Below are 16,707 nucleotides of genomic sequence, written 5' to 3'. Positions count from 1 at the left end.
GCCATGTCCATCCTCAGCTACCTGCACGTCGTGCTGACGACGCGCCTGGCCGAGCTGCGCCGCGACGGTGAACGCGGTGACAGCCCGGTGCCCACCGCGGTGATCATCGCCGGTCTGGTCGCCGTGGCCATCGCCGTCACCGCCCTGGCCCTGACCAAGGCCAACAACTGGATGACAAACATCCCGAACCACCCGAACGGCGGCACAGGTCCGGTTACGGGCCAGTAGCCGGAATGCGTCGAGCCGCGTTTCCCAGGTGGCGCCGGGTGCTCACCGCCACCCGGCGCCGACTCGCGGGCGGCGACCGGGAGCGGGGCGCCAATCCGGTGGAGTTGGCCGTGCTGATGCCGCTGATCATGGTGCTGCTCTTCGCCTCGGTCCAGGTCGCGGCCGTCTTCCTCGCCCGCTCGACCGCGTTGCACGCCGCGCAGAGTGGCGTCAACGCGCAACGGCCGTACCAGGCGCCCGACGGTGCCGGCGTGGACAGCGCGACCCGCTTCCTCCAGGCCGCCGGCGGCTGGTTGGCGGGCTGGGACGAGGCCGACCCGACCTGCGTGATCATCGACGAGGTCGAGGTCATCTGCACGGTGAGCGGCAGATCCCTGTCGGTGGTGCCGGGCGTGGACTTCGCGGTGCGGCAGACCGCCCACGGGACGGTGGAGAGGGTGACCGAGCCGTGAAGCACACCACCGAGCGGGGCTCGGTCTCCATCGAGGTGGCGGTGCTCGCGCCCGCCTTCATCGCGCTGATGGTGCTGGCCGGCGTCGTCGGGCGTACCGCGGTGGCGGCCGAGGCGATCGACGCCGCGGCACACGACGCCGCCCGCGCCGCGTCGATCTCCCGGGACTCGGCCACGGCCCGGACAGCGGCGCTGGAGGCCGTCCAGGATCAACTGGACTGGCGCGGGTTGGCCTGCGCCAACGAACCGAACCCGGAACTCACCGGCTCGGTGGCTGGTCAGTCGACCAGCTTCGACGACGCCTTCAGCAGCGTGGTCGGTGCGGACGCCACTGTGACGGTGACGGTGGTCTGCCTGGTGTCGCTCCAGGACATCGCCCTCGGCTTCCTGCCCGGGATGCCGAGCGAGAAGCGGGTGAGCGCGACGTTCACCTCCCCACTGGACCGCTACCGGGGCCGGGAATGACAGCGACCACCCGCCGCCGCCTCTCGGGCGACCACGGCCGGGTCAGCATCTTCCTGGCGGTGGCGATGATCGGCGTACTGGCCATCGTGGGTCTCTCCTTCGACGGCGCCGGCCAGCTACGCACCCTGCAACGTGCCGAGAACCTGGCCGCCGAGGCCGCCCGCGCCGGTGGTCAGGCCATCGATCGGGCGACCGCGATCGATGGCGGCGTGCCACGGATCGACGAGACCGAGGCGATCGCGGCGGTCGCCAACTACCTGGCCGCCGCCACCGGCACCAGCGGCCACACAGTGAGCTTCCCCGAGGTCGCCGGGGAAACCCTGATCCGGGTCACCGTCACGATCACCTACAACCGCTCGATGGTCGGGCCGTTCGTCGGGGACAAGACGGTCACCGTCACCGGCGAGGCGACCGCGCGGGCCGTCACCGCAGCAAGACCGTAGGAAGGAAGGCAGTCATGCCCGTATCGGGTGGGTCCGTCGTACGACGGACCGGACGGATCCTCACCGGCTTGGGCGCGCTGGCCGTGCTGTGTGCGCTGCTGGTCGGCGCACCGATCGCGCTGCTGGCCTTCGCGGGCAACCCCCTGCCTGATCACCTTCCCACCATCGCCGAGATCGGCACCACGCTGACCAGCCGGGACGACGGCCAACTCTTCCTGCGGGCACTGGCGGTGGCCGGCTGGTTCGGCTGGGCCACGTTCGCCTTCTCCGTCCTCGTCGAGTTGGGGGCGCAGAGTCTGCGCCGTCCGGCGCCGAAGCTGCCCGGGATGAGTCGCCAGCAGAAGGCCGCCGCCGCGCTCGTCGGCTCGGTCGCGCTGATCCTCGCCGCCAGTCCGGCCGCCGCCAGCGCCGCGGCGGTGTACGGCACCCCGGCGTACGCGAGCACGAACGCACCGGCCACCGTCACCCTTGCCGCACCGACCCGCGCGGGCGCCACGCCGGACACGGCAGCCCCGCTGGCGCGGGGCGGGCTGGCGGGCAGGGCCGCCACACCCGGCGGCTCGACAGCCCACGACGAGCCCGCCCCGGTGTACCGGGTGGCGCGGGGCGACTACCTCGGCGAGGTGGCCGAGCGTTACCTGGACGAGTTCGGCGACTACCGACAGCTCGCCAAGCTCAACAAGCTCGACGACCCGGACCGGATCCGCCCCGGCCAGTTGCTTCGACTGCCCGCGGAGGCCGCCGACCAGGGTGCCCGGCAGCACGCCACAGGTCGGCTCGTCGACCGGCCCGCGACGCCGAAGCCACAGGCGCCCCGGCCGGCGCCCGAACGGGTCGCACCGCAACAGCCGGCCCCGCCGCCCCCCAGCGATACGGAGGCTGGCCAGCCACCGGCGATGACCGTCGGCGCGGCCCGAGCCGGCACCGAGGACCGGGTGAATCGGCCCCTCGCCGTCTCCGCCGTTCTCGCCGTGGCGAGCATCGTCGGCGCTCAGATCGGCGCCGTGTTGGGGCTGCGCCGCCGCCCGGCCACCGCCGGAGCGGCTCTCGCCTCCTCCCGTACGCCCCGGGGCGGTGCGGGCCGGAGCGCCGGCCGGGCCGGCGGGAGCACGAGCCGGGGTGCCGAACGTGCGGGTCGCACCAGCGGGCCCCGGCGGACCGGTTCCGGGTCGGCGGGAAGCGGTGCCGCCTGGGCTGCCAGCCGGGCGGCCGCAGCCGCCGAAGCGCCGGCGACACGCCACGGAGGCACGGCATCGACGGGTGGTGGCACGGCATCTCGCGACGGCGGTGCCGCACCGAACGGCAGTGGAATGGCACCGCCCGGCAGTGGAACGGCGCACGCCGGTGGGTCGGGTTGGGGTGCCGACGACTGTTGGGTTGGCGGCAGCGCGGAGGGCGGCTTCTTCGACGGCGGGCACGACGGGGGCTCCGCACCGGACGGGCCATCGGTCGGCCGACACCGACGCGGTTGATCCGTTCGCCCGTTCCGGCGCGTACCGCCTCAAGGTAGGCGGGTCTGGAGCACGCCGTTCTGGATCCGGGTGGGCAGGATCTGCTGGTCGTTGCCGGAGGGTCCCTGCATGACCTCGCCGCCGTTGAGCCGGAACGCGCTGCCGTGCCACGGGCAGACCACGCAGGCGTGGCCGTCGATCTCCTGGACCTCGCCCTCGCCGAGCGGCCCGCTCTGGTGCGGGCACCGCTCCAACATCACTGTCACCTCGTCACCGTGCCGGTAGAGGATCACCGAGATGTCGTCGTCCACCTCTCGGGTGATCAGGGTGCGCTGCGGCAACGTGGCCATGTCGGCAAGCGAGTGCCAGCCGTCGGTCATCCGGTGCAACTCGGAGACGCTCTGGTTGACCTGCGCCCCCTGCTTGTACGCGAGGTGACCCCCGATGTACGCCCCGAGACTCACTGTGGAGAGCCCGAGGAAGCCGAGTGCGCGGCCGACGCCGTGCCGACCGGTCAGCCGCGCGGCCAGCGAGCCGGCGTAGAGCGTCATGCCGACGGTGTTGGCGGCGGCGTGCACGAGGCCGACGCGGCGCTGGTCCCGGGCGAGTGCCGCCCAGTCGTTGAGCCCGGCGATCGCCGCCGGCAGCGCGCTGACGGTGCCCAGGCCGACAAGCACTGTGGCGGGTCGACGTTGGCCGGGCATCAGGTCCAGCACGGCGGCGCTGATCCACGCGCCGACCGGCACCTGCACCATCGCCGGGTGCAGCGGATGCCCGAGGGTCACCCCGTGCAGCAGGTCGCGCAGCCGGCGCGGACGCAGCGTCCCCAGGACGACCCTCTGCAACCGGTCTCCCGCGCGGTCCAGCCGGGAGTCCTGCTCAACTTTCGTCAAAAGTGCTCGCACGAGTACCGACTTCCCGGCGATCGCCGTCGCAAACCGGTCGGCGGGAACAAACCTGCCGCGCCACCCACCGCGCCGATCTTGCACTTTCTGCCTCGACAATTCGCGGTAAAACCGCTAAACGGCGACCGAAAGTGCAAGATCGACGGGGATTGTGGGGTGCGGGTGGGGCGGGCATGCTGGCGGGATGGGTGTGCGGGTGACGCGGGTTGGGGCGGTTTGCACAATTGTCTTGGACCGGGCGGACGTTCGGAATGCTGTGGACGGACCTACGGCTCGGGCGCTCGCCGACGCTTTTCGGGCCTTTGAGGCAGACCCTGACGCTTCGGTGGCCGTGCTCTGGGGGGCCGGTGGCACGTTCTGCTCCGGGGCCGATCTCAGGGCCCTCGGCACACCGAGCGGCAACCGGGTCGAGCCGGAGGGGGACGGCCCGATGGGCCCGACCCGGATGACGCTCAGCAAACCGGTGATCGCGGCGATCTCCGGGTACGCGGTGGCGGGTGGGCTCGAGTTGGCGCTCTGGTGCGACCTGCGGGTCGCCGAGTCCGACGCGACGCTCGGGGTGTTCTGCCGTCGCTGGGGAGTGCCGCTGATCGACGGCGGCACCGTGCGGTTGCCCCGGTTGATCGGCGAGAGCCGGGCCATGGATCTGATCCTCACCGGCCGGCCGGTGCCGGCGGATGAGGCGTACTCGATGGGGTTGGTCAATCGGTTGGTGCCACCCGGCCAGGCACGGGCCGCGGCCGAGGAACTGGCGGCGGCGATCGCCCGGCACCCGCAGAGCTGCCTGCGCAACGATCGGGCGGCGGTCCTGGCGGGCGGCGGGCTGCCCGAGCCGGAGGCGCTGGCGACCGAGCTGGCGTACGGGATGGATTCGCTCGCCACGGACGCGGCAGCCGGCGCGGCCCGGTTCGTCGCGGGCGAGGGCCGACACGGCGCGACGCCGCCGGGAGGGGTACACCCCCCGACGGCGTCGGCTACCGGTTAGCTCAGTTGCGGTTGATGGTGAAGGTCGACGTGGTGTTGCGGATGTCCACCGCGTTGTTCGTCAGTCGCAGGTTGTTGAAGGTGACCGAGCCGACCGCCGGGCCCTGACCGGGTTCCGGCATCTCGTTGGCCCAGACCGCGAAGCCCGACTTGGCGTCGAACGCGTCACCGCTCTTGCGGGCACCGCTGATCGAGATGTTGGTGAAGACGGTGTCGGTGATCGGGTTCTCCGGCTGCGAGCCGTTGTACTTGGTCTGGAACATGATTCCCGAGTACGTCGGATCGACGATGTCCACGTCGGACACCCGGATGCCGCGGAACTCCTTCGAGGCGGAGAAGACCCAGATCGCGGGGAATGTCTGCGAGCCCCAGAAATGCCCACCCGCCCGGATCAGCGAGATGTTCTGGAACTGGGTCGGTGGGCTGGCTCCGAACCCGATGAACGGATAGCCGAAGTCCAGCGAGCTGATGGTGATCCCGGAGTACGTCAACATGTCCGCGATGTAGAGGTTACGGAAGATGTTGTTGTAGCCGCCGTAGACCGCCAGCCCGGCCGCCCGCCAGGTCAGCGTGGCGGTGAGGTTCTCGAACACGTTGCCGTTGTTGCCAGTCGACGCGCCCTGGTCGGTGGCCGAGAAGAGGGCGAACGCGTCGTCGCCGTTCGACCGGCCCTCGGTGTTGGTGATCAGGTTGTTGGTGCTGCCGTTGGTCAGGTTCACCCCGTCGGCGAAGGTGTTGCGGAAGCGGCTGTTCTTGATGGTCAACCCGCTGACGCTCACCCCCCAGTACGCGCAGACGGTGTGCTCGACCCAGACGCTGTCCAACGTCATGTTGTCGACGTCCTTCAGCTCACCCCAGACCTTGCCCGGCCCGTCGATGCGGTTGGTGTAGTTGCCGAAGAAGGCCAGGTGCGAGAAGGACGACCCGCTGGCCGACGACTCCACCCGGAAGCCCGCGTCGGTGTTCTGCTGACCGGTCGGCGTCTGGAAGCGGGTGTACCACATGCCCGCGCCGGTCACCGTTATCGGCTTGCCGTACACCTGAAGCTTCTGCGCCGTCTCGTAGGTGCCGGCCGGCAGGTAGACGCCGATCAGGTTGCCGGTGGTGTCCATCCGGACCGCGTCCAGGGCGTTCTGCACGTCCTGGTGGCTGAAGCCGGACGGCACCCGGTAACGGGACGGGTCCGGGTTCGCTCGCGGTGCGACAAGCTCCAGGTTGATGAAGTCGATCGCGTACGTGGTGGTGTTGGCCGGGTCCTTCTGGAGCCGGATCTTGCTGCCGGCCGGGATCGTCGAGTTCAGCATCACGTTCGCCTCGTCGTACAGGTGGCGAGGCGGTCCGGCGCTGGGCGAGTCACTCGGGCTGGCCTCCGCACCGTAGAGCCAGATGTGCTTGGAGGTCAGGTTGATCGGCTTGTGCAGGGTGCCGTTGACGTAGATGTTCAGCGTCGAGTCGATGCCACCGCCACCCGGCGCGTCCGGGATGGAGAAGCGGGTGACAAGGGTGTTGGTCGCCGCCCGGGTGGTCCACTCGACGTACGAGCCGGTGCTGTTCAGAGTCACCGCCCGGCGTCCGGACGCCTCACCGCCGAGGTTGCCGATCTCCCGGTTCGGCCCGACCTGCCCGGCACCGCCGCCGGTCGTGCCGTCCTCGGCCTCGTACATGTCGTAGCCCAGGTTGGCGCCGCGCCCCACGAAGAGCGGACGGTCGCTGGTGTTGTTCGTCTGCTTGACCGGCAGCTCGTTGCCGTCCACGGCGAGCACCACCCGGACCGTGTACTTGCCGTTCGCGGCGGTCCAGGTGCCCAGGTTGACCGGGCCGACCGTCGCGCCGGCGTTGATCACCCCGGAGTACGAGCCGGTCAGCGTACGGACCACGGTGCCGGATTCGTTGAGCACGCTCAGGGTGATGCCGTGCGAGCCGGACGCGGACGCCTGGTTGCCGGCGTTGCGGATCGACACCGAGAAGGTGACGGTGCTGCCCGGCGGCGGGTTGCCCGGTGACCAGTCGACCGCCGAGGCGACAAGGTCGGAGCTGGCGACCGCGCCGACCACCAGCGGGCTGGGGTTGGTGTAGCTGTTGTTGGTGTCGTCGGACTCGACGACGGTGTTCGACTCGTCGACCTTCGCGCTGAGCGGGTAGCTGCCCGCGTCCCGGGTGCCGATGCTGGCGCTGACAGTGGTCGAGGCGCCGGCCGCGAGGCCGCCCACCGACGCGGTGCCGACCCGCGTGGAGCCCAGGTAGAAGTTGACGTTCGTCGCGCCGGACGCCGTCGAGCCCGCGTTGCGGACTGTCGCGGAGACCGTGATGGTGCTGGTCTCCACCGGTGCGGACGGGCTGTACGACATGCCGGTCACGGTCAGGTCCGGGTTCGGCGCGGGGGTGCCGAAGACCTGGAACTCGGCCACCTGCCCGGCCGGTGCGCCGGTGTTCGAGGCGATCGAGAGCCGGACGTCGGCCGCCGCGCCGGAGACCGGGATGGTCACCGTGTTGCCGCTGCCCGGGTTGAATGTGTAGTTCGCCGCGCCGACCAGGGTGGTGAAGCTCGACGAGCCCTGGTCCCGGCCGAGCACCGTGATGTTCTGGGTACGCGTACCCCACGCCGAGTCCGGGTTGAGCTTCACGACGACCTGGCTGAGGCTGGCGTTCGCGCCGAGCTGCACGGTCAGCGTGCTCGGGTTGCCGTTGCCCTCCCAGTAGGTGGCCACGTTGTTGTCGTTGGCGTTGGTGGCCACGAACGTGTGCACGTATCCGGAGGCGGTGATCGGCTTGCCGGCCGCCAGGTTGCTCCCGGTGGGCGGGTTGCCGGTGCCGGTCCGGGTCACCGTGTTGCTGTTCGCCGACTGGTTGCCGGCCGCGTCCCTGGCCCGCACGTAGTACGAGACGGTGGCGCTGTCCGACTGGCTGTCGGTGTAGGCAAGCGTCGAGCCGCCGACGCTGCCGCGCAGCGTGCCGCCCGCGTACACGTCGTAGCCGGTGACCCCGACGTTGTCGGAGGACGCCGACCAGGTGAGCCGGATCTGTCCGCTGGCCGGCTGGGTGTACGCCAGGTTGCCCGGGACGCTCGGCGCCTGGGTGTCGGTGCCGCCGCTGGCGCCGTAGACCTCGACCTCGGAGAGCTGCGCGGCCGGCCAGCCGGTGTTGCCGGTGACCTGCACCCGTACGTAGCGGGTGCTGGCGGCGGTGAAGCTGACGGTGGCGGTGTTGCCGCTGCTCGGGTTGAAGGTGTAGCCGGCGGACGCCTTCAGGGTGCTGAAGGACGAGCCGTTTGTGGAGCCCAGCACCGCCAGCGTCTGGGTACGGGTCTGCCAGTCGGCCGAGGGTGGCAGCTTGAGCACCACCCGGTCGACGCTGACCGTGGCGCCCAGGTCCGCCTGGATCCACTGCGGGAACGCGTTGTTGGCGCTCTCCCAGTAGGTCGACGCGTTGCCGTCGTTGGCGTTGCTCGCCACGTAGTTCTGGTTGTAGCTGCTGGCGGTCATTGTCGCCGAGAGCCCGGCGAGCATCGCCACGCGCGCGGCGGCGGCGGACGGGTCGGCCGCCGGTGCCGCGGTCGCCGCGGGGGTGACGACCGGGGCGGTGGCGAGGAGCATCCCGGCGAGTGCGCCGGCGAGGAGCCGCCGGCCGCGGGTGCGGGGGACGGGATTGGACGCGCCGCTTCGCGGCGTGCCTCGTCTGGTGCCGTTACTGGACATGGGGTCGCTACACCTCTTTCGGGGGTGGGGTGCGGGTGCGTTGCCCGGCGACGGGTGCAGGGGTACGCCCGTCGTGCCGCGACAGGTGGGGGACGGTGCGGTTGGGGGACGGGTCGGCGGGCCGGGGCCGCGTCGCCCCGGACCGCCCGGACCGGGTGGCCCCCGCCCTGGGCGGACGGGGGCACCCGGGTCAGCTGGAGTAGACCTCGAACTCGCTGAGCTGACCGGCCGGCCAGCCGCTGTTGCCGGTGACGGTCAGCCGCAGGTACCGCTGGCTGGTCGCCGTGAAGGTCACGGTGACGGTGTTGCCGCTGGCCGGGTTGAACGTGTAGCCGGCGGACGCCTTCAGCGTGCTGAAGGACAAGCCGTTTGTGGAGCCGAGCACCGCCAGCGTCTGCGTACGCGTCTGCCAGGCCGAGGACGGTGGGAGTTTCAGGACGACCCGGGACACTGTCCGGTTGGCGCCCAGGTCCACGGTCAGCGACTGCGGGAAGGCGTTGTTGGCGCTCTCCCAGTAGGTGTTCGCGTTGCCGTCCACCGCGTTGGGGGCGGCGTACACGTCGGAGTGGCTGGTTTCGGTGATCGACCGCCCGGCCGCCAAATTGCCGCTGGGCGGCGTGGTCGGCGGCGGCGTGGTGGGTGCCCCGGTGGTGGGTGCCGGACTGGTCGGCGGCGGCGTGGTGGGTCCGCCGCCCCACCGCGGATCCGGCCACGGGCCGCAGTACGGGGTCGACGTGTACCAGCCGGAGTTGCCGGAACCCTGGGTGATCTGGAAGCCGCCGCCCACGCAGTTGTGCATCGGGTTGCTCTGCGCGATGTTGGTGGCCCGCACGTTGGTGAAGGACACCTGGCTGGGTGCCTGCACCTGGAGCGCGTACGTGCCGGCGCCGTCGATCCGTACGTTGCTGAGGTTGATGCCGCTGGTCTGGCCCTCGATCCAGTGCAGCGCCGCGTACGAGCTGTCCAGGATGTCGGTGTCGGTGATGTTGATGGTGGCCTGCTGGAACGACTCGTTGAGGGCGGAGAACCAGATCGCCCCGACGCCGAAGTTCCAGTTGTAGTCCGAGTTGCCGTTGCGGATCAACGTGTTCCGGGCGATCGTCCAGGTGCCCCGGACCGCGGTGTCGCCCTGCACACCCGGGTAGCGGTTGGCCACGTGGATGCCGCCGCCGTTGGTCAGCGAGTCGGCGGTCACGTTGTCGGAGATCGTGATGTCCCGACCGCCGTAGCTGACCAGGTGGTTCGCCAGCAGGGTCACGCCGATGGTGTTGTGCGTGAACGAGTTCTTGACGTTCGGCACGCTCTGCGCCCACATCGCCAGGGCGTCGTCGCCGGTGTTGCGGACGAACGTGTTGGTCACCGTCGAGTTGGTGACGCCGGTGTGGAAGTTCACCCCGTCCGCGGTCTGGTCCAGGATCCGGCTGTTGCGGATGGTGAAGTTGTCCATCGGGCCGTCCATCCACGCCCCGACCTTTGTGTTCTCCAGCCACAGGTTGTCGACCACCGAGTTGGTCATCGCCCCGCCCAGGGCGTTGACCTGGTCGTCGTCGATCCGCTCGCGGATGTCGCCGATGATGGCGAAGTCCCGCAGCGTGACGTTGCGGCTCGGCCCGTTCGCCTCGTGCGCGCGGACCGGGCCGGTGTAGCCGCCACCGGGGACGTACTTGCCGTAGATGCCGACCGACCTGTTCCGGTCGGTGGGGTGCCGGCCGCCGAGCACCGAGTACCAGGGGCCGGCACCGCGCACTGTCACCCCGTCGACCACCACGTGGTCCCAGAGGGTGAAGGTGCCGGTCGGGATCCAGACGGCCCGACCCTGGGCCTTGCCGGCGTCGACGGCCGCCTGGAACTTGGCTGTCGAGTCGGTCGCGCCGCTCGGGTCGGCGCCGAAGTCGGTGACCACGTCGAGCACGCCGGACGGCTTGCTGATCGCCGGTGCGACAAGCTCGAAGTCGGCCAGGTCGATGGTGAACGTGGGCGACTGGGCGGTGGAGGAGACCTGGAACCGGATCTTCGTGCCGGCCGGCTGGGTGCTGCCGAACATCGCCCGGGTCTCGTCGTAGAAGTGGTGCGGGTTGGTGTCACCCGGGTTGTTGTTGAACGGGTATCCGCCGTAGTACCAGCCGTACCGTGAGGTCACCGGGACCGACTTCAGCAGCGACCCGTTGGCCCGCAGGTCGATGGCGGCGTCCCGGCCGGTCCCGGACGGGCTGTCCGGCAGGCTGTAGCGGAAGGTGACAGCGTTGGCCGGCGCGGTGAGGGTGAACTCGACGTACTCGCCGACGGCGTCGAGGGTGACCGCCTCCCGGCCGGACGCCTCGGACGGCAGCGTGCCGTAGCGCCGGTCCGGGCCGATCTTCGAGCCGTTGTGGGCAGCCTCCTCCGCCTCCTGCTCGACGAACGGGACGGTGGCGCCCCGGCCGGAAATGTCGAAGGGTGACAACCCGGCCGCCGAGGCCGGAGTGGCAGTGCCAGTGATCGCGAGGGCGGTCAACGAGGTGGCGGCGAGCAGGGTGGCGGCGATGGCGGCCAACCCTGCCCGGGTCGGGTGTCGAAGGTGGTGCGGGGTGCCGGTGGTGTGGTTGGCCATGAGCTGCGCTCTCCCTTTCGTCAGGCAGGCCAGATCCCCCCGTGTCGGTGCGGTGTCACAAGTTCCCCTCGGTCCTCCTTTCCTCGGGTGAGGTGGCGCCGGCGGCCGGGACGAGCCGCCGGCACCACCGCGAGCAGGGTCAGGTCGGGTCGGGTCCGTCCGCCGATCCGGTGGTACGCAGCCAGACCGCCGTGTCCGACGGCAGCAACCCGTCGTCGAGTGGCCCGCTGGCCAGCAGCAACTCCCCCTCGGCCGGTATCGGCACCGGGGTGTCGGAGAGGTTGACCAGGCAGGTGAAGCCACCGCCACGGCTGAACGCGAGCACCCCGTCCGGTGCGGGCAGCCAGGTCAACTCGCCGTCACCGAGCGCCGGGTCGGCCTTTCGGGCCTGGATCGCCGCCCGGTACAGCTCCAGCATCGAGGCGGAGTCGCCGGTCTGCGCGCTGGCGGTCCGGTCCTTCCAGTCGGCCGGCTGGGGCAGCCAGGGCGCCGCGGCACCGGCGGGACTGAACTCGAACGGTGGTTCGTCACCAGCCCACGGCAGGGGTACGCGGCAGCCGTCCCGGCCCGGGTCGATCCGACCGGACCGTTCCCACATCGGGTCCTGGCGCAACGCGTACGGAATGTCCTCGACCTCGTAGAGGCCCAACTCCTCGCCCTGGTAGACGTAGGCGGCACCGGGCAGCGCCAGCGAGAGCAGCGCGGCGGCGCGGGCCCGGCGGGTGCCCAACTCCAGGTCGGTGGGGGTCCCCTCGCGCTTGGCGGCGAAGCTGAACCGGGTGTCGGCCCGACCGTAGCGGGTGACGTGCCGGGTGACGTCGTGGTTCGAGAGCACCCAGGTGGCCGGCGCGCCGACCGGCGCGTGTGCGCTCAGCGTCCCGTCGATGCTCTCCCGCAGCGCCGCGGCGTCCCACGCGCAGCCGAGGAAGTCGAAGTTGAACGCGGCGTGCAACTCGTCCGGGCGCAGGTAGTTGGCGAAGCGCTGCCGGTCCGGCAGCCACACCTCACCGATGAGGGCCCGATCGGCGTACTCGTCGGCGACCCGACGCCAGCCCCGGTAGATCTCGTGCACCCCGTCGAGGTCGTGGAACGGGTGTGGCTGGTCCGGGTGGACCTCGGGCAACGTCCCGTCCTTGACCAGCAGCCCGGCCGAGTCGATCCGGATGCCGTCCACGCCCCGGTCGAACCAGAACCGCAGGATGTCCTCGAATTCCGCCCGCACCCGCGGGTGGTCCCAGTTGAAGTCCGGCTGCTGCGGGGCGAACAGGTGCAGGTACCAGTCGCCGGGGGTGCCGTCCGGGTTGGTGGTGCGGGTCCAGGTCTCGCCGCCGAACTCGCCGATCCAGTCGGTGGGCCGCTGGTCGCCGTTCGGGCCCCGGCCGGGCCGGAACCAGAACAGGTCCCGTTCCGGCGCGCCGGGCCCGCCGGCGAGCGCCGCCTGGAACCAGGGGTGCGCGTCGGAGCAGTGGTTCGGCACCACGTCGACGATGCTCCGGATGCCCAGCGCGTGGGCCTCGGCGATCAGCGCCTCCGCCTCGGCCAGGCTGCCGAAGACCGGGTCGATGTCGCGGTAGTCGGACACGTCGTAGCCGGCGTCGGCCATCGGCGAGGGATACCAGGGGCTGAACCAGATCGCGTCGACGCCGAGCGCGGACAGGTGGTTCAGCCGGGACCGGATGCCGGCGATGTCACCGATGCCGTCGCCGTTACCGTCGGCGAAGCTCCGGGGATACACCTGGTAGATCACGGCTCCACGCCACCACGGACTTCTGTCAGCTGTGGACACGAGCACCTGCTTTCTGCGTCAGTACGTCGGCGGGTCAGCCGGACCTGGATATGTGTCGGGCGAACTGTCGTTGTTCGCCGCGCGGGAGGATGCGCTGGTGGCTATCCCTTGATGCTGCCCGTGGTCAGACCGGACATGATGTTCCGCTGGAAGATCAGGAAGACGATAACCGTCGGAATCGCGGCGATGACCGACGCGGCGATCACCACGTTCATGGGCGTACCACCCGCGAAGGAGTAGATGCCGACGCTGACCGTCCGGGTCTCCGGCGAGGGCATGACCAGCTTCGGCCAGAGGAAGTCCTTCCAGACCGCCGTCATGGCCAGAATCGCGACGACGCCGAGGATCGGGCGGGACATCGGCAGGATGATCGACCAGAGGGTACGCAGTGGCGTCGCCCCGTCCACCAGGGCGGCCGCCATCAACTCCTCCGGAATCGAGTCGAAGAACCGCTTCAACAAGAAGATGTTGAATGCGTTCGCCACCAGCGGCAGCCAGATCGCGAACGGCGAGTCCAGCAGGTTGATGTGCACGATCGGCAGGTCGATCACCGTCACGTACTGCGGGACGATGAGAACCATCGCCGGAATCATCAGCGTCCCCAGCATCAGCGCGAGGATCACGTTGCCGAAGATCGGCCTCAGCTTGGACAACGAGTACGCGGCAGCCGCGTCCAGGACGAGTTGGAACAGCACCGCGCCGATCGCGTAGTAGAACGTGTTGAACAGCAGCTTGGCGAGTTCCAGGTTGTTCCAGGCGTCGATGTAGTTCTGCGGCTGGGGGTCCTTCGGGAACAGCGTCGGTGGGGTCTGCGCGATCTCCTGGCCGGATTTGAGCGCGCCGGTCACCATCCAGTAGAGCGGGCCGAGGAAGACGAGCGTGAACCCCGCCACGACGACCACCAGCAGCGTCCAGTAGATGACCCTGCCGCGCCCCCGGCTGAGCTGGGCCTGGGAAATGAGGGTCCGGGTGCCGGATTCCTGTGCCATTCCTCGCCGTCCTAGTCCTGTTTCGCACTCAGCCGCAGGTACACGGCGGAGAAGCCGGCCAGCACCACGAGCATGATCACGCCCAGTGCGGCGGCGCCGTTGAGGTCGTTCTGGAAGAACCCGTGCTGGTAGATCAGGTACGCCACAGTGGTCGCGGAGTCCTCCGCGCCCGCACCGTTGGCGAGGATCAGCGGCTCGATGAAGAGCTGCATCGTGGCGACGATCTGGATCATCGCCAGGAGCGCGAGGATCAGCCGGGTCTGCGGGATCGTCACGTGCCGGATGCGCTTCCAGATGCCCGCGCCGTCCAGCTCGGCCGCCTCGTACAGCTCGCCGGGGATGCTCTGCAACGACGCCAGGTAGATGAGCACCGCGCCGCCCATGTTCATCCAGGTCGAGGCGATCACCATGGCCGGCATCGTCATCTCGGGCGACTGCATCCACTGCGAGGTGGGCAGGTGCAGCGCCTTCAGGACCGCGTTGAAGAGCCCTGCCTCGCTGGGGTCGTACGCGTAGAACTTGAAGAGGTACAGCGCCGAGGCCGGCGGCAGCATCACCGGCAGGTAGACCAGGATCCGCAGGTAACCCTTGGCGTGCCGGAACTCGTTGAGCAGGACCGCCACGAAGAACGGCACCGCGTACCCGAGGACGAGCGCGAGCGCCGTGAAGTAGAGCGTGTTCTGCCAGGCCGGCCAGAAGCTCGGGTCGGCGAGCAGGCGGGAGTAGTTGTCCCAACCCACCCAGGTGGTCTCGCCGCGCCGGGTCCGCTGGAAGCTCATGACGATGCCGCGGACCATCGGGTACCAGGAGAAGACGACGAAGCAGAGGACCGCGCCGATCAGGAACGCGTGCCCGGTTAGGTTGTCCCGTACCTTGCGGCCGAGGCTGGTGCGCTGCGGCCCCGCCGAGTACGGCGACGGCGGGCGGCCCGGTTTCCTGGGGGTCTCCGGGACGGTGGTGATCGCCAAGGCAACTCCTGGGTGAGTCGGTGACGTCGACGATGTGGCGCGGAAGGTGTGGGGGCCGGTCGGCGTCCCGGCCCCCACACGACCGGTCAGCTCTCCGCGGCGAGGAGCTGGTTGACCTTCTCCTCGGCGGTCTTGAGCAGCGCGTCGATGTTCGCGTTCGGGTTGGTCAGCACACCGGACATCGCGGCGTCGAGCACCGCGTAGACCGCCTGCGCGTTGCGCGGCTCACCCTTGATCGGCACCGGGGTGGCCTCGAAGAGCGCGAAGTTCGCCGTGTCGACGTTCGCGTTCGCCTTGCGCAGCTCCAGCTCCTGCTTCTGCGCCTCGCTGCCGTTGGCGAAGAGCAGCGGCTGGGGCAGGCCCACCGGGTAGTTCTGCGGCTTGGCCCGGACGTAGTCGAACTGACCCTTGCCCGGCGTCAGCTTCTGGTACGCGATCCACTTCATGCCGGCCTTGACCTGCTCGGGGGTCAGGTCCTTCTTGAAGAAGTAGCCCTCGCCACCACCGAGCGTCCCCTTCGCCGGGCCGTCCTGGCCGGGCAGCGGGCTCATCGCCCAGTCCTGGAACTTGCCCTGGAACTGGCTGACGATGGCCTGGGTAGCGTCCGGTGCGCCGATGAACATGCCGACCTTGCCCGCGCCGGCGTTCGTCAGCAGGTCGCCCCACTGCAACAGCTGACGGGAGCCCATGCTGTTGTCGCCGTACCGCATGTCCTTGATGTTCTGGAGGACCTGCTTGCCCTGGGCGTTGTTGAAGTCGGCCTTCTTGCCGTCCTCGGTCAGCATGCGGCCACCCTGCGAGTAGAGCAGGGAGGTGAAGTGCCAGCCGCCGGTGTTGCCGGCGCTGTACTCCGAGTAGCCCGCGACGCCGTTGCCGAGTGCGGAGATCTTCTTGGCGGCGGCCCGGACGTCGGCCCAGGTCTTCGGTGGGTTGTTGACGTCGAGCCCGGCCTTCTGGAACAGGGCCTTGTTGTAGACCAGGCCCATCGAGTAGTTCTTCACCGGTACGGCGTACAGCTTGCCGCCGTCGCTGAAGACCTCCTTGAGCGCCGGGTCGACGCTGTCCCAGGTAGGGATCGTGTCCTTGTTGGCGTACTGGGTGATGTCCATCGCCTGGCCCGAGTCCAGCACCTGCTGGAGGTCGGTCATGTAGCCGTAGAACACGTCGGTCACGGTGCCGCCGGCGAGGCGCGCGGTGAAGTCCGGCGGGTTGTTGCACTGCTCGCCGACGCTCACGCTCTTGACGACGATGTCCGGGTTCTGCCGCTGGAACTCGGCGACGTCGTCGTTCCAGTTCTTCAACAGCTCTTTCTGGGCACCGACCGGCTGGCAGTCGACAGTGATGGTGACCTTGCCGCCGGCGGTCGTGTCCTTGTCGTCGCTCTTCGTGGAGCACGCCGTGAGGCTGAGCCCCAGGCCGGCCACGAGCGCGACCGCCGCAGCCTTTCGGTAGTGCGGTACGGACATCTGTCCATCCCTTCGGGAACGGGTGACTCCAATGACCTTCGCTGATCTGCGGTGATACGACCTGACGCCCAGTAGCTGCGTCGGAGCCAGGTGTGAGTGGAGTCACTGTAGCGAGGGAGACTCATTTCGGCAAGGTATCGACCCTGTTCCGAAAGGACGCGACGTGATTACGGCAGATGTTTGCAAAGCCGTGAAAGCAGACCTGTTTGTTGGTTTTTGATCCCTTTTGGCGTGTCATTCGGACAGGTCTATGCCGCCGGCCTTGCGCAGCAACGAAAACGGCCGC

General features: G+C 69.7%; 12 protein-coding genes and 1 pseudogene. 6 read left to right on the top strand and 7 right to left on the bottom strand.

Going from position 1 to position 16,707, the window contains the following annotated elements; genetic code table 11:
- Positions 1-3 precede the first annotated feature (3 nt).
- The 5 genes and pseudogenes from AB0A95_RS12655 to AB0A95_RS12635 form a co-directional block, all read left to right on the top strand.
- A complete protein-coding gene (locus tag AB0A95_RS12655) occupies positions 4-228 on the top strand; it encodes a hypothetical protein (protein ID WP_357555807.1) in 225 nt (74 codons plus the stop codon).
- Positions 229-233: 5 nt separating this feature from the next.
- Positions 234-680 (top strand): TadE family protein, encoded by a 447-nt coding sequence (locus AB0A95_RS12650; RefSeq protein WP_357555806.1) that lies wholly within the window; start codon positions 234-236, stop codon positions 678-680.
- On the top strand, positions 677-1,144 hold the full coding sequence (locus AB0A95_RS12645; protein ID WP_357555805.1) for a TadE/TadG family type IV pilus assembly protein: 468 nt from the start codon (positions 677-679) through the stop codon (positions 1,142-1,144). Before AB0A95_RS12650 ends, AB0A95_RS12645 begins: the two co-directional genes overlap by 4 nt.
- On the top strand, positions 1,141-1,587 hold the full coding sequence (locus tag AB0A95_RS12640; protein ID WP_357555804.1) for a pilus assembly protein TadG-related protein: 447 nt from the start codon (positions 1,141-1,143) through the stop codon (positions 1,585-1,587). The genes AB0A95_RS12645 and AB0A95_RS12640 overlap by 4 nt, the downstream gene beginning before the upstream one ends.
- Positions 1,588-1,601: 14 nt before the next feature.
- Positions 1,602-2,624: pseudogene (locus AB0A95_RS12635) on the top strand (LysM peptidoglycan-binding domain-containing protein); the annotation flags it as partial.
- Between the two features lie 464 nt (positions 2,625-3,088).
- Here the strand turns inward: AB0A95_RS12635 and AB0A95_RS12630 are convergent.
- Positions 3,089-3,943, bottom strand: coding sequence for a Rieske 2Fe-2S domain-containing protein (locus AB0A95_RS12630; protein ID WP_357555803.1), 855 nt, complete (start codon positions 3,941-3,943; stop codon positions 3,089-3,091).
- Positions 3,944-4,127: 184 nt separating this feature from the next.
- Between AB0A95_RS12630 and AB0A95_RS12625 the strand changes: the two genes are divergently transcribed.
- Complete coding sequence (locus AB0A95_RS12625) at positions 4,128-4,928, top strand: crotonase/enoyl-CoA hydratase family protein (protein WP_357555802.1); 801 nt, start codon at positions 4,128-4,130, stop codon at positions 4,926-4,928.
- Between the two features lies 1 nt (position 4,929).
- Here AB0A95_RS12625 and AB0A95_RS12620 read toward each other — a convergent pair whose 3' ends face one another.
- The 6 genes from AB0A95_RS12620 to AB0A95_RS12595 form a co-directional block, all read right to left on the bottom strand.
- Positions 4,930-8,622: a discoidin domain-containing protein gene (locus AB0A95_RS12620; RefSeq protein ID WP_357555801.1), complete on the bottom strand. Its 3,693-nt coding sequence runs from the start codon at positions 8,620-8,622 to the stop codon at positions 4,930-4,932.
- 190 nt (positions 8,623-8,812) lie between these two features.
- Positions 8,813-11,212: a discoidin domain-containing protein gene (locus AB0A95_RS12615; RefSeq protein ID WP_357555800.1), complete on the bottom strand. Its 2,400-nt coding sequence runs from the start codon at positions 11,210-11,212 to the stop codon at positions 8,813-8,815.
- A gap of 139 nt (positions 11,213-11,351) precedes the next feature.
- Positions 11,352-12,959, bottom strand: a complete 1,608-nt coding sequence (locus AB0A95_RS12610) for a glycoside hydrolase family 13 protein (protein ID WP_357555799.1) — start codon at positions 12,957-12,959, stop codon at positions 11,352-11,354.
- 140 nt (positions 12,960-13,099) lie between these two features.
- Positions 13,100-13,987, bottom strand: a complete 888-nt coding sequence (locus AB0A95_RS12605) for a carbohydrate ABC transporter permease (RefSeq protein WP_357555798.1) — start codon at positions 13,985-13,987, stop codon at positions 13,100-13,102.
- A gap of 11 nt (positions 13,988-13,998) precedes the next feature.
- On the bottom strand, positions 13,999-14,955 hold the full coding sequence (locus tag AB0A95_RS12600) for a sugar ABC transporter permease (RefSeq protein WP_357555797.1): 957 nt from the start codon (positions 14,953-14,955) through the stop codon (positions 13,999-14,001).
- 86 nt (positions 14,956-15,041) lie between these two features.
- Complete coding sequence (locus tag AB0A95_RS12595; protein ID WP_357555796.1) at positions 15,042-16,421, bottom strand: sugar ABC transporter substrate-binding protein; 1,380 nt, start codon at positions 16,419-16,421, stop codon at positions 15,042-15,044.
- Positions 16,422-16,707 lie beyond the last annotated feature (286 nt).

The organism is Micromonospora sp. NPDC049230 (genome assembly GCF_040647875.1).
GTDB lineage: Bacteria > Actinomycetota > Actinomycetes > Mycobacteriales > Micromonosporaceae > Micromonospora.
The sequence above is the reverse complement of the archived record's forward strand: the minus strand, read 5'-3'. Positions and strand labels throughout refer to the sequence as shown.

Excerpts from the sequence above, each read along its gene's own strand:
- AB0A95_RS12620 (WP_357555801.1), bottom strand. The coding sequence starts at position 8,622 with ATGTCCAGTAACGGCACCAGACGAGGCACGCCGCGAAGCGGCGCGTCC.
- AB0A95_RS12655 (WP_357555807.1), top strand. The coding sequence starts at position 4 with ATGTCCATCCTCAGCTACCTGCACGTCGTGCTGACGACGCGCCTGGCC.
- AB0A95_RS12650 (WP_357555806.1), top strand. The coding sequence starts at position 234 with ATGCGTCGAGCCGCGTTTCCCAGGTGGCGCCGGGTGCTCACCGCCACC.
- AB0A95_RS12595 (WP_357555796.1), bottom strand. The coding sequence starts at position 16,421 with ATGTCCGTACCGCACTACCGAAAGGCTGCGGCGGTCGCGCTCGTGGCC.
- AB0A95_RS12625 (WP_357555802.1), top strand. The coding sequence starts at position 4,128 with ATGGGTGTGCGGGTGACGCGGGTTGGGGCGGTTTGCACAATTGTCTTG.
- AB0A95_RS12605 (WP_357555798.1), bottom strand. The coding sequence starts at position 13,987 with ATGGCACAGGAATCCGGCACCCGGACCCTCATTTCCCAGGCCCAGCTC.
- AB0A95_RS12615 (WP_357555800.1), bottom strand. The coding sequence starts at position 11,212 with ATGGCCAACCACACCACCGGCACCCCGCACCACCTTCGACACCCGACC.
- AB0A95_RS12640 (WP_357555804.1), top strand. The coding sequence starts at position 1,141 with ATGACAGCGACCACCCGCCGCCGCCTCTCGGGCGACCACGGCCGGGTC.